15 protein-coding genes and 1 riboswitch are annotated in these 18,630 nt (G+C 59.3%); of the genes, 10 read left to right on the top strand and 5 right to left on the bottom strand.

The window, feature by feature from the left end; genetic code table 11:
- From ACEW8N_RS14280 to ACEW8N_RS14265, 4 genes are all read right to left on the bottom strand, one after another.
- Positions 1-267, bottom strand: a 267-nt coding sequence (locus ACEW8N_RS14280) for a hypothetical protein (protein ID WP_373500508.1), incomplete at its 3' end; no start/stop codon positions are given.
- A gap of 659 nt (positions 268-926) precedes the next feature.
- Positions 927-1,355 (bottom strand): phage tail protein, encoded by a 429-nt coding sequence (locus tag ACEW8N_RS14275; RefSeq protein WP_373500507.1) that lies wholly within the window; start codon positions 1,353-1,355, stop codon positions 927-929.
- A gap of 2 nt (positions 1,356-1,357) precedes the next feature.
- Positions 1,358-2,581, bottom strand: coding sequence for a phage tail sheath family protein (locus ACEW8N_RS14270; RefSeq protein ID WP_373500506.1), 1,224 nt, complete (start codon positions 2,579-2,581; stop codon positions 1,358-1,360).
- 9 nt (positions 2,582-2,590) lie between these two features.
- A complete protein-coding gene (locus ACEW8N_RS14265) occupies positions 2,591-3,271 on the bottom strand; it encodes a hypothetical protein (protein WP_373500505.1) in 681 nt (226 codons plus the stop codon).
- Positions 3,272-3,708: 437 nt separating this feature from the next.
- Here ACEW8N_RS14265 and ACEW8N_RS14260 point away from each other — a divergent pair, with 437 nt between their 5' ends.
- Entirely contained in the window at positions 3,709-4,401 is a 693-nt protein-coding gene (locus ACEW8N_RS14260; RefSeq protein WP_373500504.1) for a lysozyme, read from the top strand.
- Between the two features lie 90 nt (positions 4,402-4,491).
- Here ACEW8N_RS14260 and ACEW8N_RS14255 read toward each other — a convergent pair whose 3' ends face one another.
- Positions 4,492-5,265, bottom strand: a complete 774-nt coding sequence (locus tag ACEW8N_RS14255) for a class III extradiol ring-cleavage dioxygenase (protein ID WP_373500503.1) — start codon at positions 5,263-5,265, stop codon at positions 4,492-4,494.
- Positions 5,266-5,683: 418 nt separating this feature from the next.
- Between ACEW8N_RS14255 and hsdR the strand changes: the two genes are divergently transcribed.
- The 9 genes from hsdR to ACEW8N_RS14210 form a co-directional block, all read left to right on the top strand.
- Positions 5,684-8,209 (top strand): EcoAI/FtnUII family type I restriction enzme subunit R, encoded by a 2,526-nt coding sequence (gene hsdR, locus ACEW8N_RS14250; RefSeq protein WP_373500502.1) that lies wholly within the window; start codon positions 5,684-5,686, stop codon positions 8,207-8,209.
- Positions 8,210-9,721, top strand: a complete 1,512-nt coding sequence (locus tag ACEW8N_RS14245; protein ID WP_373500501.1) for an N-6 DNA methylase — start codon at positions 8,210-8,212, stop codon at positions 9,719-9,721.
- Positions 9,718-10,869, top strand: a complete 1,152-nt coding sequence (locus ACEW8N_RS14240) for a restriction endonuclease subunit S (protein ID WP_373500500.1) — start codon at positions 9,718-9,720, stop codon at positions 10,867-10,869. Before ACEW8N_RS14245 ends, ACEW8N_RS14240 begins: the two co-directional genes overlap by 4 nt.
- Positions 10,870-10,871: 2 nt before the next feature.
- Positions 10,872-11,696: an AbiJ-NTD4 domain-containing protein gene (locus ACEW8N_RS14235; protein ID WP_373500499.1), complete on the top strand. Its 825-nt coding sequence runs from the start codon at positions 10,872-10,874 to the stop codon at positions 11,694-11,696.
- Positions 11,693-12,682 (top strand): hypothetical protein, encoded by a 990-nt coding sequence (locus ACEW8N_RS14230; RefSeq protein ID WP_373500498.1) that lies wholly within the window; start codon positions 11,693-11,695, stop codon positions 12,680-12,682. The genes ACEW8N_RS14235 and ACEW8N_RS14230 overlap by 4 nt, the downstream gene beginning before the upstream one ends.
- Complete coding sequence (locus ACEW8N_RS14225; RefSeq protein ID WP_373500497.1) at positions 12,679-13,098, top strand: type II toxin-antitoxin system VapC family toxin; 420 nt, start codon at positions 12,679-12,681, stop codon at positions 13,096-13,098. The genes ACEW8N_RS14230 and ACEW8N_RS14225 overlap by 4 nt, the downstream gene beginning before the upstream one ends.
- Before the next feature lie 51 nt (positions 13,099-13,149).
- Complete coding sequence (locus tag ACEW8N_RS14220) at positions 13,150-15,003, top strand: ATP-dependent endonuclease (protein WP_373500496.1); 1,854 nt, start codon at positions 13,150-13,152, stop codon at positions 15,001-15,003.
- Between the two features lie 5 nt (positions 15,004-15,008).
- On the top strand, positions 15,009-16,934 hold the full coding sequence (locus ACEW8N_RS14215; RefSeq protein ID WP_373500495.1) for an ATP-dependent helicase: 1,926 nt from the start codon (positions 15,009-15,011) through the stop codon (positions 16,932-16,934).
- A 42-nt stretch (positions 16,935-16,976) separates the two neighbouring features.
- A riboswitch (cyclic di-GMP riboswitch) is annotated at positions 16,977-17,076 on the bottom strand.
- 368 nt (positions 17,077-17,444) lie between these two features.
- Positions 17,445-18,630 (top strand): DUF3300 domain-containing protein (locus tag ACEW8N_RS14210; protein ID WP_373500494.1); only part of this gene is annotated, 1,186 nt, incomplete at its 3' end.

Here is an 18,630-nt window from a genome sequence, read left to right as displayed (position 1 = left end):
GGCATCGTCCACGGCATCGCCGCTGCCGGAATCCCGCCGGTTTGGCGAAACCGCCGGTAAGTCGATGTTCCCCGTCGCCCGCTCCGCGTGTCCGCCGCCGGTCGGCTGCTGCGCGGATGCGATCCCGGCGACGTTCGCGCTCTCCCTCGACCGGACTGAATCCGAAGCACCCGTCTCATCCGCCGTGGACTCCCCGTCGACCCTGGGCTGTCTTCTCGAAACGGACGCCGCTTCCCGGCCCGGCACCGCCTCCGGGCCGCGGGCCATGCCGCGGTTTTTTCCGGCTGACGGACCGGCCTCCCCCGTCGATGGAACCCGCCCGGGGAACGGGCGCATGGCCAAGGGTTGCATCCCTGCTTCGGCCTCGGCTTGGGATCCCCTCCCCCGGATTCCCTTCCCGGAGGATTCGCCTTCAGAGGCTTCGTCGTCCGGATGTCTCCGCCAAGATGTCTCCGGGGTTGCAGTCGGTGGGCTCTGCCCGGCCCCTCCTTCGATCACTGGCCTGCTTCTTGGGGGGGCGCCGAAATACCCTCCCGGCGACGACGACTCGCGATCTTTTCGGTCCCCTCCCCGCACAACCCTATTCGCCCCCTGCACGGGCGGCGCCGGTATCCCACGGATAGACCCTTCCGGCGACATTGGAGCGTCCATCGGCCCCACCGAATCATGATCATGGGAAAAATACCTCGGGGCCGCGGGCTGAAGCAGCTCGGGGGCGTGCTTCCGGACCCGGTCGAGCCAGTGCTTCGGCGGCCCGCCCTGGCCTTTGGCCCGTGACGGCTCCGGTGCAGGGGGTTCGGCGAGACCGTTTCCGGCCTCCGGGGCCTGTGCGGGAGCCGTTTCGGAGAGCCGCAGGATCACCCTGCGCAGCCGGCGTTCCGCGGCAAGGGCCGCGCCCAGCAGCAGTTTTCTGAAACGATCCCCCGTCATGCCCGCTCGATCCCTTCATGAACCAGGGTCAGGGCCTCATAGGCGACCTCGTGCCCGAGGGCGTCCAGCCGGGCGCCGCGCCATGCCCTGGGCCAGGTCTGGTGGAGGTTCCACCGGGTGTTCTCCTGCTGCCCGTCGGGCTTGAGCAGGATGATGGAGACCTCCTTCCGCTCGACGTTTCCGGCGGCCACGTTCATCAGCCAGGTCCACAGCTCCGTGGACTCGCTCATCCCCCATTTGAGGGTCACGTCGCCGTATTCTACCCTCCCCGGCAGTTTCCGCACCGCCGCCGCTCCGCCGCCTTCCCGGTAGGAGATGGCCTCGACCGAGACGCTCAGCCCGCTCACCTCGGTAAAGTACCCCACCGTCACGTTCTGGATATCCAACACGAAATTATAGGACCGGTATATCTCCAGTTCTGGCATGATCAGCCTCCTTCACCTTCGGTTTTGGCGCCTCCGGCCCCCTCCGCCTCGGTTTCGGGGCCGCCAATCCACTGGCCGATGCGGAAGATGATGAACTCCGCCGGCTTGACCGGGGCGATGCCGATCTCCGTGACCAGCCTCCCGGCGTCAATGATCTCAGTGGGATTGGTCTCCCCGTCGCATTTCACGAAAAAGGCCTTCTCGGGCGTGTCCCCCTTCAGCGCGCCGTCCCGCCACACGATGGTCAGGAACGCCCGAACGTCCCTCTCGATGGTTTTCCAGGTCCGCGGGTCATTGGGTTCGAAGACCACCCACCGCGTGCCGGCGCCGATGGACTCCTCGATCATGTTGAACAGGCGCCGGACGTTGATGTAGCGCCACTCGCTCGACTCGCCGGCCAGGGTCCGGGCCCCCCAGACGCGGATGCCCGCATCGGGAAAGAAGCGGATGCAGTTGACCCCGGCCCGGTTGAGTTCGCCCTGCTCCTCCCGGGTGACCTTGTAGCTGAGGTCCAGGGCGCCGCGCACCGGCTCGTTGGCCGGGGCCTTATGAACCCCGCGCCTTGCGTCGGTTCGGGCGTAAATGCCCGCGACATGGCCGGAGGGCGGGGTCCGGACGATCTTTTTGGGGTCGAAGGGGTCGGGTGCATAGATCCACGGGAAATAATAGGCCGCGCAATGGGTTTCGCGGGCCCGCAATCCCGGACGGCCCCCGGGCGCGCCGCCGCCCGCGCCGGTTTCGGGCGTCCCGACCTTTTTCAGGCGGTCGATGTCGTCGACCTCCGCCGGGGCGTCGAGGATGGCGAAGCGGTCCCCCATCTTTTCGCAATGGGAGATGAGGGCCTCGTAGGAAAGGGGATCCGAGAATCCGGGCGCCGCGATGATCTTGGCTTCATCGACAGTTTCGAGCGCCGCGATGCCTTCCCGCCGCCGCGCGTCCCCTGCGATGGGATTGCCCTTGCCGACATTCAGGACGTAGCATCGCGACCCGCCGTTGGCGAAAAATCCGAACACGGCCCTGGCCAGGTCGGTGCCGGGGCTGTCCTCCCGAATGAATTTCCGGACAAACTCCGACGGGTTGTTGACGGCGACGGGTTCGTTCAGGTAGGCATCGGCATCGGGCGCCTCCCCGATGAAGGCTGCGGTGCTGGTGCCCACGGGCATGATCGGCTTGGCACCTGTGGAAATCTCCTCGATGTAGATGCCGGGTGTCATATAGGTCGGCATGACCACCTCCTATGGCTCAAATGGATCAAAATGGATCATCAACTCTCCTGCATTCATCTCTTTCTGTTCGACGGGCCTCACCATTTCCCGGCCCCGGGCGAGCACGCGCACCTGCATGGCCGAAGAGAGCGCGGGCACCGCATCGAAGGCGAACCGGCCCCGCGAATCCGTGACCACGGCAAGCCTGCAGGCCGGAAGCGCCACCTGCGCATTGGCGATGGGAATCCCCCCCGGCCCCGTCACAACCCCCTGCATCCCGGAAAGCGGCGCCCGGCGAAGCTCGATGGGGCCGCCGACCCTGTGGGCCGTCCGGTCCGTCCGCTCGACCCGGAGCGGGAGGCGGATCTTGAACGACGGCCGGGGCCGGACGCCGAAGGCGCGCCAGACCTGGGCAGGCACCTCTTCCAGGTCCACCTCGTATTCGGGATGTTCCATGGCCGCGAAGAGCAGCGTACTCAGCATATTATGGGCATCGCGGGGCTTTTCGGCCCAGGCGGTGAAGAGGTAGCGCAGCATCACCTGAAGCGGTGCCCTGCGGGTGACGTGGGCCGGCGACGAGGGAAGGATGTCCATCAGGTAGATTCCGACGGCGTCTGCGCTCTTCTCCTCCGGCGCGCCCAGCGAGATCTCGACGTCGCCCAGGAGGCCCCCGACCCATTCCACCAGCTTTTCGTCCACACCTTCGATCATACCGGCCTCTTTGGCGCGAGCGTCAGGGAACACGAAGATCAGACGGGCCTGACGCGGTTGGATATTCGAGACGGTTGAATGGTTTTTCAGAAATCAGTTGGAATCGAACTGCCGCCGCGAACCCGGTTGAAGCCTGAAAAGCGCTTGAGAAAGGAGCGTCGGATGGAGACGGGCCGGGCCGCGATTTATGAAGCATGTTGTTGATTTAATATAAGAGACGAATTGTCCAACAAGAGGCCACACGAAACGCCTATGATCTCATATTGAATACCCAGAAATATGATCACTCTTTCGCTGTAGACAACCGCCCGCCGCAAAATTATATTCATTTCATATTGCTCCCGCCTTGTTTGCCTGTCGCGTCATCGACGCGGATAGAAACGGCATGAAAATTCGTCACGCGATCATCCAACCCCAACATCAGGAGGATCCGCACCATGAAACGTCTGCCTTATATAACCTTGAGTGTGATTGCCGCGGCCGTTGCCCTGATCTGGGCGTGTCGCAACATCGGAAGCCCCGTTTACCTCTCGGTGGACAAGATCACCGCCGGGATATTTCTGGAGGAGGAGCGGGCGGTCTTGCCCCCCGGCGTCGAGCTTCGCGGCATCTACGAGAAGGGCCTGAAGCTCACCAAGGATTCGGAAGGCTTTAGAAACCATCTTTACAATGACGCCGCTCGATACTGCACCATCGCCTACGGCCACCTGGTGAAGCTCGCACCCTGCGACGGCAGCGAGCCCAGTCACTTTCTCGACGGCGTGACCGAGCCCGAAGGGGCCGATCTTCTGCGGGATGACATGGAAACGGCGGAGACGGTGGTGCTGACGGCGGTGGATGTCGAACTGACCGACGGCCAGTACGCAGCCCTGTGCGATTTTGTCTACAACGTGGGCGGCGGCAACTTCCGGAGTTCCACCCTGCGCAAGGTCGTCAACCGGAAGGCTTTCGGAGAGGTGCCCTTCCAACTGCGCCGCTGGGTCAAAGCGGGCGGCAGGGAGTTCCCCGGCCTCAAGACGCGCCGCGAGCGGGAGATCGAGCTGTTTTTCGAGAATATGACGATCCCCCGGGCCGTCCCGCCTGCGGACATGGACCTGACGCCGATCGATATTCGGGAGGGGGAGTCGTAACAGCCCCGCAGGCTTCGCAGCTTCGGTGTCGATGCCGGCCGCCGGTCAACGGTTTGGCTGCTTTCCAGGGAGATCCTCTGCCCGGTCCCCCTATTCCCAGATGTAGGCCGCCATGGAGAGGGTGCCGTACATGAACCCTTGGTGGATGCAGCGGGCCCGGACACCCCGGCCCGCGCCCATTGCGACGAAAAAAGGCAGGAAATGCTCGGCCGGCCAGGGATGGCACCGATCGGGCTCGGGGGCGTGATTCCTGTAGTCCAGGAGGACGTCGACCTCCCCGCCGGCCGCGGCGCCTGCCAGCCATTCGTCGAACCGTAAAACATAGTCCGGCGGCGGCGCGTCCAAGGCATATCCGCCGATCTCCTCCAGGTTGTGGACGGCCCCGCCGGAGCCCATAACCAGCACCCCCTTCTCCCGAAGCGGCGCCATCGCCTCGCCGAAACGGCAGTGCCATGCCGCGTCCCTTTCCGTCTGGATCGAGACCTGGATCACGGGGATATCGGCCTCGGGAAAGGCCATCATGAGCGGGATCCAGGCGCCGTGGTCCAGCCCCCGGTCCGGGTCCGCCGCGCCCTCGATGCCGTTTTTGGCGAGCAGGGCCAGGATTTCGCCCGCGAGATCCGGCGACCCCGGCGCGGGGTACCGGAGCTGGAACAACTGCGACGGCCCGCCGAAATCATAAATGGTGGCGGGCGCGGCAGCGGACGTCACCATGGGCCGCCACGCCTCCCAATGGGCGGATGCGCAGACGATCGCCTCGGGCCAGGGCAAATGTTCGCTCAGGGATCTCAGGAAGGCCGCCGTGCTGTTTTCCATCAGGGCGACGGCAGGCGGGCCGTGGGATATGAACAGGGTGGGCATCATAGCCTTCATCCTTTTTGATTCGGAATGTTACTGCAAACCATCCATTTATTTAAAGGAAAAATAGGTAGATAGTCAGCGGCTAACAACCTAAACAATACTCTCCTTACCTTATCCACTCACTTCATACAGTCCCTAATTCTTTATCATATTTTTCATTTTGATTTCCGGTCTAAAGAAAGCCATCAATAGGAGCTGGATAAAAAATTAGCTTAAAAATTTAAATAGCCTTGCTGAGAAAAATAAGCACACTGCAAATGGGAATATTGATTTCAAAATCGATTTGCATAACTAAACTAAAAAGGTATAAGGTTCGATTCTGATTGTAGGCAAAAAGATAACTCATAGCAAACTGATTTTGCTGAAGGTTAAGATCAAACCTTGCATTTTTATTCGTTTCACAAAAAAGAACGCCATTCTTATGAACGAAGCAGATACTTGCCGTGTACTTGTTACCCCCGCGCTGCAAAAATCAGGATGGGATAACCCGGTCTGGCGGATGACCGAACAGCATTATTTCACCGACGGCCAGATTCTCCTGGTAGGCGACGGACACAAGCGCCAGAAAGGAAAAAAGGCCGACTACCTCCTACGCTACGAGGAATCCTTTCCCATTGCCGTGGTCGAGGCCAAGGCCGAAGACCTTGAACCCGGCGCGGGTCTCCAGCAGGCTAAGGATTACGCCCGGATACTCGGCCTTTTCTTTGCCTATTCCACCAACGGCCATGGCATCGAGGAATGGGATTTCACCACCAACACCCAGGGAAGCCTTGACGCCTATCCAACACCTGATGACCTCTGGCGGAGGCTGTGTGATTTCAAGGCCATTGACGCCGCCCGGCCAGCCAATCCGCTGCTCGCGCCGTATTGCGCCAAGGGCGGCAAGACGCCCCGCTACTATCAGGAAGTCGCCATCAACCGAACCATCGAGGCGATTCTGAACGGCCACAAGCACGTGCTCATCAACCTGGCCACCGGCACCGGCAAGACGGTCATTGCCTTTCAGACCGTCTGGAAACTTTTCCAATCCAAGTGGAATGCAACCGGCCAGGACCGCCACCCGCGCGTTCTCTTTCTCGCCGATCGCAATGTTCTGCGCGACCAGGCCTATAACACCTTCGAGCCTTTCGAGAACGAGCGCGACATCATCGCCGAGGGCAAGGCCCCGAAAAACCGCTCCATCTATTTCAGCATTTACCAGGCCATGTTTTCCGGCACGGACGGTAAGCGCCTGTTTCACCAATACCCAAGGGATTTCTTCGACCTCATAGTCATCGACGAGTGCCACCGCTCCGGTTTCGGCACCTGGAACGCCATCCTCAAGCATTTCTACTGCGCCGTGCAGCTCGGCATGACCGCCACGCCCAAGCGCACCGAGAATATCGACACCTACAAATATTTTGGCGATCCGGTCTTCACCTATTCCCTGGGCCAGGGCATTGACGATGGCTTTCTCGCCACCTACAAGGTGCACCGCTCCGTCACCAACTTCACCAAGGACGGCCTGGTCATAGAAGAAGTGACCGCCCAGGGCGCCATGTTAGAAGTTCCAGCGGAAGCCGACCCGCAGGACCGCTACGACATGCCGGACTTCGAACGTAAGATCACCATGCCCGACCACGTGAAGAAGCTCTGCGCCCACATGGACAAGCTCATGCGCCGTTTCGGCCGCATGGAAAAGACCATGGTCTTCTGCGTCAACATGGATCACGCCTTGCAAGTCACGGAAGAACTGAACCGGCTCAACGCAGACCTGAACGTGCCGGAATACGCCGTGCGCATCGTCTCCGAGGAAGGCACGACCGGCAAGGCACTGCTCGAACGCTTCCAGGATACGGAAAAGCAGGTACCCGTTATCGCCACCACCGTCGATCTGCTCTCCACCGGGGTGGACGCGCCCAGCGTCCGCAATGTTGTATTCATGAAGCAGCTTTCCTCGGTGGTCACCTTCAAGCAGATCGTCGGGCGCGGCTCGCGGCTCTGCGCCGACACCGACAAGTTCTGGTTCCGGGTCATCGACTACACCAACTCCTCCCGCCTCTTCGACGATTGGGACAAACCCGGCGAAACGCCCGAGGGCGGAGCTGGCACGGCAGCGCCCTTCACCAGCGTGGTCGGCGGCCGGGTGATGAGCGAAAAGGATGGCAAGCCCATTCACGCCGCCCATGTCTGCCTTCAGACCGGACCGAACGAGGTGCTCGACCAGCTCACCGGGCCGGACGGCCAGTTTTCCTTTTCCGGCATCGGCAAGGGCAAGGTTGTTCTGGTCGTTACCGCGACAGACCACAACCGCGCCCAGATGACGCTCACCACCGATCCGGCAGCGGCGGTCACGCTGGACATCGGCCTCAAGCTGAAAAAGGAGACGCCCAAAGCCAAGATCAAAATTACCGGGCTGAACGTGCAAATGGTGGATGAAGCTTACGAGGAGCGCGACGCCGACGGCAACCTCGTCACCCCGGAGGATTACCTGAAAAAGGTACGGGAGGAGATTTTCGCCGCCTGTCATTCCATGGTCGAGCTGCAAACCGCCTGGATGAGCAAACAGCGTCGCTCCGGTCTTCTGGAAACGCTGGGAGAAAGGATGGTTCACCTCGACATTCTCCGCGAGATCCTCCAGCAGCCCGACGCCGACTCCTACGACCTGCTGGCCCATGTCGCCTTTGGCGCGAACCTGCACAGTTGCGAGGAGCGGGCCAACGCCCTGTTCAACCTGCACAAGGAATTTTTCGAATCCTTTGACGAGGAGGCCCGCGCCGTGCTCCTCGGTCTGATGGAGAAATACCGTTTCGCCGGCATCGAGGAGGCCGACAACCCGGCCATTTTCGGCCTCAGCCCCTTCAACAGCGACGTGCGCCGGGTGGCGCTGGCCTTCGGCGGCATGCCCGAGCTGCGCGCCGCCATCGACAAACTGACAACTCTCATCTACATGGAAGAAGCCGCATAAATGTCACGCGAAACCCTCAACACCCAGTTCTGGAAGGCCTGCAAGATTCTCCGGCAGGACGACAACACCAACAGCCTGCTCGATTACGTCGAACAAATCTCCTGGCTCCTGTTCCTCAAGTGTTTCGAGGAGCTGGAGGAAAAACAGCGGGCCGAGGCCGAGTACGAGGGCCGGGAATACCAGCCGGTGCTCGCCGCCAAATACCAGTGGTCGGCCTGGACTGATCCCAATCGGCGGCTTACCGGCCGGGACCTCATCGCCTTTCTGAGCGACGATCTTTTTCCCTACCTACGTGACCTCAAAGGCAACAGCGCCCGCTCGGTCATCCGGGGCGTGTTCGCCGACGCGCCATCCAAGATGCTGAAGGACGGTGCCATCCTGCGCGACGCCATCGACGCCATTCAGGAAGTACAATTCGACACCGCCGAGGACGTGCATACCCTGTCCCACCTTTACGAATCCCTGCTCGCCAAGCTCGGCCGCGAGGGCGGGTTCGGCGGCGAATTCTACACCCCCCGGCCGGTCATCGAGTTCATTGTCCAACTAGTGAACCCGAAACTGGGCGAGACGGTTTACGATCCGGCCATGGGCTCGGCGGGCTTCCTGGTCGAGGCCCACCACCACATGCGGACCGCCTTAGGCGACCGCATCCTGCCCAGGGACGACAAGCGGCTTCAGGAGGCGACCTTTTACGGCCAAGAGAAAAAGGCCCTGCCGTACCTGATGGGCTGCATGAACATGATCCTGCACGGCGTCTTTTCCTCGAACCTCACCCGGCGCAACACCCTGGGCGACGACGTGCGCAAGTTCACCGAAAAGAACCGTTTCGACGTGATCCTCACCAATCCGCCCTTCGGCGGAACCGAGCACGGGAGCGTCACCGCCAACTTTCCGTACCCGTCCAAGGCCACCTCCATCACCTTTTTGCAACACATCATGAAAAAGGTGCGGCGCGGCGGCCGGGTGGGCATGGTCATAGACGAGGGCGTGCTCTTCAAGGCCACCGAAAATTCTTACGTGCAGACCAAGAAGGAGTTGCTCGAACAGTTCAACCTCTGGGCCATTGTCAGTCTGCCCGCCGGGGTCTTCGCCAACGCCGTGGCCACCGGCACCGGACCGAAGACCAACCTGCTGTTCTTCAACCGCGAGCTGGACCAGGCGGGCAACCCGGTCGGAACCAAGGAAATCTGGTACTACGACGCCCAGGCCGTGGGCTTTTCCCTGACCAAGACCCAGCGGCCCATGCCGGAAAACGACCTGCCCGACTGCTTGGAGAAGGCCAGGTCCCGCGCCGGCTCGGAGCGGTCCTGGCTCGTGCCGGTGGAGGAAATCGTCGAGCGCAACTACGACCTCTCCGCCGCCAACCCCAACGCCAAAGCCGCCGTGGAGCACCGCAGCCCGGCGGCCATCGCCGCCGACATCGCCGGCAAGGAACAGCGTATTCTCGAAATCATGGAGGAGATTCAGGAGCTTCTCGCGCCCAAGGGAAACGGATGGGAGGATGAGGAATGAAGGCGAGCTGGCAGGAAATGCCGATTGGAGACTTCCTGATACCCGCCCGCGAAGCCGTTGAGATTTGGGATGACGGGCTTTACAATCAAATTACGGTGTCAATGCACGGCCGTGGAGTCCGTCTCCGGCAATCGGTGCTTGGGAAGGCGATAAAGACGAAAAACCAATTCATAGCCAGGGCAGGTCGCTTCATTTATTCGCGTATCGACGCCCGGCATGGTGCCATGGGTGTGGTCCCTGATGAACTGGACGGAGCCGTTATCACGGGTGATTTTCCGACATTTGATTTCAACCTTGCCCAAGTCGAACCCTATTATTTTGAGTACATCACGAAGACCTCTTGGTTTGAAGAGATGTGCGCGGCACCGAGCAAAGGGGTCACGAATAGAAAGCGCCTGAAGGAGGCGGAGCTTTTGGGATTCCGAGTGCCGCTCCCCCCATTACCCGAACAACGCCAGATTGTGGCCAAACTGGACAAGGTCGCCGCCCGTGCGGAGGAAGCGAAAAGGCTGGCCGGGCAGATCGAGGAAGAGCAAACCGCGCTGCTGCTCTGCCGGGTCGAGGAGCTCGCCAAGGACCCGCCCCGCGCTCCCATGGCCGAGGCCGCGCCGGTTGTCCGCCGTCCGGTGGCAATCGACCCGGCCGTCTGGTATCCCGAACTGGGCATCCGTTCCTTCGGTAAAGGCACATTCCACAAAGATCCCATCAAGGGTTCCGAACTGGGCAACAAGCGGATATTCCAAATCATGCCCGGCGACCTGCTCTTTTCCAATGTCTTCTCGTGGGAAGGAGCCATTGCGGTTGTCAAGCCTGAGAACAAAGGCCGTTTCGGCTCGCACCGCTTTATTTCCTGCGTGCCCGACCCGGAACGCGCCACCGCACAATTTCTCTGCTGGTGGTTTCTCTCCCAGAAAGGTCTGGCAGACATCCGCGCGGCCTCGCCCGGCGCGGCGGGCCGCAACAAGACCCTTGGCATCAAGAAACTGGAAGCCATCGAAGTTCCGCTTCCGCCAATCGACCGGCAACGGGAGTTCGGCGAGCTGATCCGGCGAATCCAGCGCGCCAGAACCATCCACCAGCAAACGGCGGCCTCTCTCGAAGCCCTCATGCCCGCCCTGCTGGCCCAGGCCTTCCGAGGAGAATTGTAACCATGAATTTTAATGATGACATTCGTCACCCTTTTTCCAAAAGACATGGATTTGGGCCGGACATTCCAGCGATTAAGATTTGGCACGATGCACCGGAAAGATTCCGCGCCGCCCTTCTGAATACCGCAAAAATTTCATGCAATCTATCGCCGTCAAAACTGCGCGATATTGTCTGCGGGGTTTTACATGAGCGCCCCGACCCTTCCAATTGGGCCGAATATCCAAACATTTGGAATGAAGTTCAGCAACTTGTCTATGATTGCGAATGGTTTCGAGTCTATGACATCGCGGAAGCCTTGGCGCAATATCTGGGCAGGGCATTCCATCCGGGAAAAGATATTTTCGAATGTGAACTCAACGATTGTTTCAGAGAGATGGGAATCGGATGGAAAATGATTGAAAGCCGCATCCAAGCTCGCGGCGAAGATGATTATGAAAAGATTGTAGAGGAGGCAAAAAGCGAACTGAACAAGGCGGACATGCCGACCGCGCAAAGTGAAATCTCCGAAGCGCTAAATGATTTGTCCCGCCGCCCGCAACCCGATTTATCCGGTGCGGTTCATCACGCCATGGCGGCGCTTGAATGCGTATCTCGGACCGTGACAGGCCAATCGAAGGCTACGCTGGGTGAAATTGTCACCGGGGTAAAGAATCCGTTGCCCAAACCGCTTGACGAAGCGGTAAAAAAGGCTTGGGGCTACGCCTCAGAAAACGCGCGGCACGGTCGTGAAGAGCGGATTCTCAGCCGGGCAGAGGCGCACTTGATTGTCGGCTTATCGTCATCAGTGATTTCGTACTTGCTTCAGAAATCGGAGGAACGGCCATGAACAACCAGGAACCCTTATTGAAAATACGTTTCGACGGCGAGGCGGTCGGGCCGGGAAAAATCCCGGTTTCCCACCTCCTGCGCTTTCTCACCAACATGAACAAGGCGCTTCAGCGCACGGGCCGGGTGCTGCTGGGCGAGGCCGAAAGCGTTCGGCGCGGGCGGCAGCCGGGCAACATCAAGGACGAACTGGCATTTGACTTGGTGCTGCTCACCTCGGGAAGTCCCGCGGCGGTGCTTGGATTCGATCGACGGAGAGGCCAGACGGCTCTGCCGGGGATGGATTTCGGCCAGGAAATCCTGGAAAAAGCTCTCGCCGGGCTGGATCATGTGCAAAAGACCGGCGATACTCTGCCGCCCGGCTGCGACGTCGGGGTGCTGCTGGCTTGGCGCGACGCCGGAGTTCTCTTCAGCCAGGGCGTCAAAGAGATCGCCTTCACGCTGAACCACCGGGAGCAACCGCTCGCGACACACTTCACGCCGGAGGGTTTCACACGGATTCAGGAACGTATCAAGGGGCCGCAGACCAATATTCGCACCATTGAGGGGCGGCTTCTCATGGCGGACTTCAAGGAGCACGGCACCCGCTGCCGGGTGCATCCCGCCGCCGGGGAGCCGGTGCTCTGCCTTTTCGACGAGGCGCAGAAGGACGAGGTGCTGGAGGACATCCTGCAGTTTGTTCGCATCGTGGGCGAGGCCAGGGAAGACTCGGTCACCGGCAAAATCGCGAGCATCAAGATTCATGACATAGAACGTTTGGAGGACAAGGAAAACGAAGCCACCGAGTTGTTGCCGCAGGGGACGCCGATATCCCGCAGTTTCTGGGAATCGCCGTCATTGGAGGAACTGGCGCAGGCGCAGAATGTCAAACCTTTGACCGATGTACGGTCTCTCATGGGCACTTGGCCGGGCGAAATCGATGACGGGTTCGAGGAAGCGATAGACGAATTGCGGCATTCGCATATGGCCAAGGGAGGCTTGGCATGAACGACGCCAAAATTGTTCTCGACACCTGCATCGTTTCCTATCTGATGAAAGGCGTGCCGTTGGCCGAAGTCTATACGCCGCATCTCCAAGGTCGTCTGCTCGCCATTTCATTCATCACGGTAGGCGAGTTGTATTATGGCGCGGAGAATGCCAACTGGGGTGCAAAGAAACGTCAGGCACTTGAAACGACCATGAGGAATTTCGTCGTAATACCCTATGACCATGAAATTGCCAGATGCTACGGTCGGCTTGTCGCGGAGCGGAAACGTAATGGCAAGCCGATTGATCCCAATGATGCATGGATAGCGGCATGTACCGTCCGGCATGGTGTGCCGCTCGTGACCCATAACGCCCGTCATTTTTTCGGCATATCAACGCTGGAAATCATTACTGAATTCAAAGATGCTGAAAACTGATGATGATCAATATTCCGCATACAGTATCAAAATGACAGGAAAAACGAACTCATGAAACTGACCGATATCAAAATAGAAAACTTTCGCGGCATCCGTTCACTGCATCTGCCGCTTGGCGGTTTGACGGTGCTTATCGGCGAGAACAATACCGGCAAGTCAACCGTGCTGGAGGCTATCCGGCTGGTTCTGACGCGCGGTTTCGGCGTCCGGCGCGGCGGTCAATTCACGGAATACGACTTTCATCTGAAGGACTCGGCCGCCACGCCACAAACGGCCAATTCGATTTCGATCACCTTGCATTTCGCCGAGGAGCAACAGGACGAATGGCCCGAAGAGGTTATTCAGCAGATGGAGCCTGATAGTCAACTGGATGTAAACGGTCTTTATCACATCTGGTTACGTGGAGAAGGTGCATATAATCAAGGTGCAGGATCGTTTGAAACCAAATGGGCCTTTCTGAATAATAGCGGCGTGGAGTTGAATCTCAAGAACGCGACTCCGCTCAATCTGATTTCCCGGTTTGTGCCACTCTTTTTCCTTTCGGCGCTGCGCGACGCGTCCCAGGAATTCGGGCAGCGCGGCCAGTTCTGGAGCGGTTTCCTGAAATCCATCCAGCTTCCCGACGAGCAGCGGGAAAAGATCGAGGAAATGCTCCGGGAGGTCAACACATCGGTCATCGGCGCGAATGCCGGGCTGACCGAAGTCACGAAAAAGATCGCCGACGCCGGGCGGCTCGTCCCGCTGGATTCCGCCGATCCCGTTGCGCTGGAAGCGATCCCGACCCGAGTCTTCGACATGGTCGGTAAAATCCAGGTGCATCTGAAATCGGCTTACGGCGCGAAACTTCCCCTGCACCGTCATGGCGAAGGGACTCAGAGCCTCGCCGTGCTCATGCTCTTCCAGGCCTTCACCGCCACCAACCTGGCCGAAGCCTACGCCCCGGAATCCACCCCCATCCTGGCGCTGGAAGAACCCGAGGCGCACCTTCACCCCTCTGCGATCCGCTCCCTTGGCTCGTTTCTGGAAAAAATGACCGGGCAGATTCTCGTGACAAGCCATTCCGGCGATCTGGTCTCGCGGGTTCCTGTCACGGCGCTGCGCCGTTTATATAAGCGCAATGGGGAAACAAAAGTCGGCCAGGTCAAAAGCGACGTCTTTTCGGATCGGGAGCTACAGACCATTGACTACAGCATACGTCTCGCCAGGGGCCATTATCTGTTTTCCCGCTGCTGGCTGTTAGTGGAAGGCGAATCGGATTTCCACCTCATGCCGTTGCTTTTTGAATTGATGGGGCACTCGCAGGATCAAGTCAGCTTCTCCGTACTTGAAATAAGCCAAGTCATCGACAAGGGCGAACCGCTTATAAAATTCGCCAAGGCGCTGGGCATTCAGTGGTTTTTGATGGCGGACGGAGATCATGCCGGAAACGATTATGTGAACCGAGCAAACAACCATCTTGGGACAGGCGAAAGCCTCGCGGACCGTGCCCGGGCATTGGCCCATACTGATATCGAGCATGAGTTCTGGCATAACGGATACTCTGATTTCATGTTGAGCATTGTTGATCCTCAAACCCTAAATCAGATTACTACTCAGACAGCCAATAGCGTAAACAAAGCCAAAACGCTGATCGAGAAGGCAGTTAAGCTGGTCGGTTATAATGATGATGCCGTCCAAACACTTGTGGGAGATGTTATGGCCATTATCCCTCCGCAAACAAACAATCAGGCCTATAGTGATGTGGAGAAAACCAAGGCTCTGATCAAATCGGCAATCAAACAAGCTGGCGGCAAACCGGCCTTCGCCCAAGCCTTGGCGACAGAGGTTCGGCAACGGGGAGCGAATTCCATCCCACAGACAATCCGGGACATTATTGCCCGTGTTGTTCAACTGGCCGGAGGTTGAAAAACATGATCGATTTATCATCACTGAACGAAAACCAGCGTGAGGCGGTGCTGTGGGACAAGGGGCCGCTTCTCGTTCTGGCCGGTCCCGGTTCAGGCAAGACACGGGTCCTGACCTGCCGTATCGCCCGGATTCTGGAACAATCCGCCGGGCAGCATTTCCGGATTCTGGCGCTGACTTTCACCAACAAGGCCGCCGCCGAGATGCGCGGAAGGGTCGAGGAACTGGCTCCCGGTGAGCTTGGCCGGGTTCGGCTTACCACCTTTCATTCCTACGCCGCCGAGCTTCTCCAGCAGCATGGCAACCATCTCAGCTTCCGCCCCGATTTCCAGATTCTCTCGAACGACGCCGACCGGGAAGCCCTGCTGGACGATGTTCTCGGGAGAATCCGAAAGGATTTAGCGTATTCCCTGCCCGGCCATTTCAAGGCCGCCCAGCTCCTCCCGGCGGTCACCCGGCTTCTCGAACAATGCGTTCCTGCGGATCGGGCGGAAGTTCTGCTCAAGCAAGCGAACGTGGAGAACGCCATTCCACTGGCCCGTGTCTACGCCGCCTACCGGGAAGCGCTGCGCAAAACAAACGCCCTCGATTTCCCAAGCCTGATCGCGGAGTCGCTCGTCCTTCTTACCCAATACCCCTTCCTGGTGAAGCATATCCGCAAGGTTTACAAGCATATTCTTCTCGATGAATTCCAGGACACCAACCACACCCAATATCGGATTCTTTCGCTTATCGCCCAGCCAGACCCAACCACGCTCTTTGTCGTGGCCGATGACGATCAGATCATCTACCAGTGGAACGGCGCGAGTCCCAAACGGATTCAGGCGTTACGGGACGATTTCGGCGTCTCCGAGTTGCAGCTTCCGGAAAACTACCGATGCCCGCCGCTGGTCATCGAACTGGCCAACGCCCTGATTGAAAAGAACCTGAACCGTTCTGCCGGAAAAAAACCGTTGAAAGCGGTCAAACAGGGTGAAAGCGGCGATGTCGTGCGAGTGTTCCATTTCAGCACCGTGGATGAGGAAGCCGGGTGGATCGCGCAAGACATATCGCAAAGGAATCCTGAAGAGCGGAAAGACTGCTCCGTTCTCGCCAGGACGAAAAAGCTCCTGGACCTGGCCGGACGAAAACTTGAAGCGGCCGGGGTTCCAGTCTATTACGCCGCACGCAAAGATGAATTCAAAAGCTCACCCTTTAGGATGCTGCACGCTATCCTTCGCCTGGTGAACGCAACGGAAGACAAGCAATCGCTCGCGCGGCTTTCCAAGGCGTTTTACGAACTCGAAGGCATTAGCATCGAGCTGGCCCCAGTGCTTTCCCGCGCATCCGCCGACGGCAAGGACTTGCTGCGTTCCTGGCTTGACGAGGTGAAACGCCGCGACGCTCTGGAAGAAGAAACGCGGCTGCTGCTCGAAACCGGCATGAATCCGCTTTTGAACTCGCTGAATTACCGAGACTTCGCGGACAAACTCCTGAAATGGGCGGAAGCCTGTCAGCAATCATCGCGCCCGGATGAAAACGCCTTCAACGAATTCGAGGAGGAACGCGAAGTCTGGAAAATACTTTTGGCTGAAATAACCAAAAAATTCGAAGGGGAGGATGTGAGCCTGCATCAGTTGCTTCATGAACTCGACCTCACATCCAAAACACCGCCAAAACCGCCAGAAGCGGTTCCCTGCTTCACCATCCACGCCTCAAAAGGGATGGAATTCGGACACGTCTATCTCATGGGTCTGGTGGAGGATCAGCTACCCAGTTGGGCCGCTGTCAAGAAAGGCGGCAATTCCCTTGAAATGCAGGAGGAACGCCGGAACTGCTTTGTGGCCATCACCCGTGCCCAAGAAAGCCTGACAATGACCTTCTCCGCGCGAGTATTCGGGTGGTCGAAAAAGCCTTCAAGGTTTCTTGGTGAAATGGGAATTGAATTGTAGAAACAATAGACGGCACGAGATAATGAGCAAATCTCTGCACCAGTCTGGAATTCCGCTGAGCTCTATTGCCCTGTGAGCTTGGTCGTTTTTTGGACCGGAAGCTTTGCGTCCCCGCCTTTCGGCGGGTTTGCCCTTTTCAACACCTGTTGCCCGCGGCACAGGCAAAATATAATTTTTCTTATAGGCTATATTATTTTTTATTTCAATCCGTATATCTGCCTATTTTCATATAGGTACTTGTACCTATGGCCCTCAGATTTTCAATATCCCATCCCCCACGGCTCGTTGAGTGGCCCTTGACACCCCGTCCAGGGGCCGAACCGAGCCCCTTTCGATACCTCCGCCGGCGGCCCGCAATTATGAGCTTTTTCCATTGCAAAAGGATGCGTCCGGAATTATGATCTGTTCATTCACACTTCCGCAAAAATTCCGATTTCCATGCTACGCACCCTCAAACCGTCGCGGTATTCCGCGGGTTCACGGTATCCATCGCTGAAAGAGAGGACGCCCATGAAGATACGTGCCAAGCTGATCCAAACGATCGCCCTGTCACTGGCATGCCTGATGATGTTTCCCCCGGGGCTCTTTGCCCAGACCGAGGGCGGGGCTACCCCCCTGAGGCAGGAGGAGTTGGACCAGGTCCTTGCCCCCATCGCCCTCTACCCGGATTCGCTCCTGGCCCAGATCTTCATGGCCTCCACCTATCCCCTCGAGGTGGTCGAGGCCGACCGGTGGACCAAGCAGAACGCAGGGCTCAAGGGAGATGCCCTGACGACGGCCCTGGAAGGCAAGAACTGGGACCCCAGCGTCAAGTCCCTCGTCAACTTCCCCGATGTGCTGGCCATGATGAGCCAGGAGCTGGAATGGACCCAGAAGCTGGGGGACGCATTCCTCGCCCAGCAGCAGGACGTCATGAACACGGTCCAGAGCCTGCGGCAGAAGGCCCAGGCCCAGGGGAATCTCGAAACCACCGAGCAGCAGAAGGTGATCGTTCAGAAAGAGACCCAGACCATCGTCATCGAGTCCGCAAGCCCCCAGGTCGTCTACGTCCCCGCTTATAACCCCACAGTGGTCTACGGATCGTGGTGGTACCCGTCATACCCGCCCTACGCCTATTACCCGCCGGGATACGCGGCCGGCGCGGCCCTCTTCTCCTTCGGCGTCGGCGTCGCCGTCGGGGCGGCCTGGGGCTATGCCTGGGGCGGGTGCAACTGGCGGGGCGGAAACGTCGATGTCGATATCAACCGCAACACCAACATCAACCGCAACATCAACCGCGATCGATACAGCCGAGACATTGCCCGGGGCGGCGGCGGCCGCGGCGAGTGGAACCACAACCCCTCCCACCGCAAGGGCGTGGCCTACCGCGACCAGAACACCGCGAACAAGTTCAACCGAGGCGAGTCGAAGAACGCCAAGTCCCGCGAGGCTTTCCGGGGACGGGCTGAAACCGGACGCCAGGACCTGGCAAGGGACAGCGGGGCAAGGGCCCGCGACAGCGTGCAACGGGACGGCGGGGCGCAGACCCGCGACCGTGCGCAGCGGGATGCGAAATCCGCGGACCGGCAAAACCTTCAGCAGAAACAGCGTCCCCAGCAGCGGGACACCGCCCGCGCGCAGCAGGGCAGTCGGCAGCAGTCGGTCAAACAAAGCGCCGGCAGGAGCGCCGACCGCAGCGCCTTTGGCGGCTATGACT

The sequence above is a fragment of the Desulfococcus sp. genome, from assembly GCF_041737845.1.
GTDB lineage: Bacteria > Desulfobacterota > Desulfobacteria > Desulfobacterales > Desulfococcaceae > Desulfococcus.
This window is presented reverse-complemented; position numbering and strand designations above follow the sequence as displayed.

Coding starts and splice junctions, on each gene's coding strand:
- ACEW8N_RS14275 (WP_373500507.1), bottom strand. CDS start 1,355: ATGCCAGAACTGGAGATATACCGGTCCTATAATTTCGTGTTGGATATC.
- ACEW8N_RS14270 (WP_373500506.1), bottom strand. CDS start 2,581: ATGCCGACCTATATGACACCCGGCATCTACATCGAGGAGATTTCCACA.
- ACEW8N_RS14265 (WP_373500505.1), bottom strand. CDS start 3,271: ATGATCGAAGGTGTGGACGAAAAGCTGGTGGAATGGGTCGGGGGCCTC.
- ACEW8N_RS14260 (WP_373500504.1), top strand. CDS start 3,709: ATGAAACGTCTGCCTTATATAACCTTGAGTGTGATTGCCGCGGCCGTT.
- ACEW8N_RS14255 (WP_373500503.1), bottom strand. CDS start 5,265: ATGATGCCCACCCTGTTCATATCCCACGGCCCGCCTGCCGTCGCCCTG.
- hsdR (WP_373500502.1), top strand. CDS start 5,684: ATGAACGAAGCAGATACTTGCCGTGTACTTGTTACCCCCGCGCTGCAA.
- ACEW8N_RS14245 (WP_373500501.1), top strand. CDS start 8,210: ATGTCACGCGAAACCCTCAACACCCAGTTCTGGAAGGCCTGCAAGATT.
- ACEW8N_RS14240 (WP_373500500.1), top strand. CDS start 9,718: ATGAAGGCGAGCTGGCAGGAAATGCCGATTGGAGACTTCCTGATACCC.
- ACEW8N_RS14235 (WP_373500499.1), top strand. CDS start 10,872: ATGAATTTTAATGATGACATTCGTCACCCTTTTTCCAAAAGACATGGA.
- ACEW8N_RS14230 (WP_373500498.1), top strand. CDS start 11,693: ATGAACAACCAGGAACCCTTATTGAAAATACGTTTCGACGGCGAGGCG.
- ACEW8N_RS14225 (WP_373500497.1), top strand. CDS start 12,679: ATGAACGACGCCAAAATTGTTCTCGACACCTGCATCGTTTCCTATCTG.
- ACEW8N_RS14220 (WP_373500496.1), top strand. CDS start 13,150: ATGAAACTGACCGATATCAAAATAGAAAACTTTCGCGGCATCCGTTCA.
- ACEW8N_RS14215 (WP_373500495.1), top strand. CDS start 15,009: ATGATCGATTTATCATCACTGAACGAAAACCAGCGTGAGGCGGTGCTG.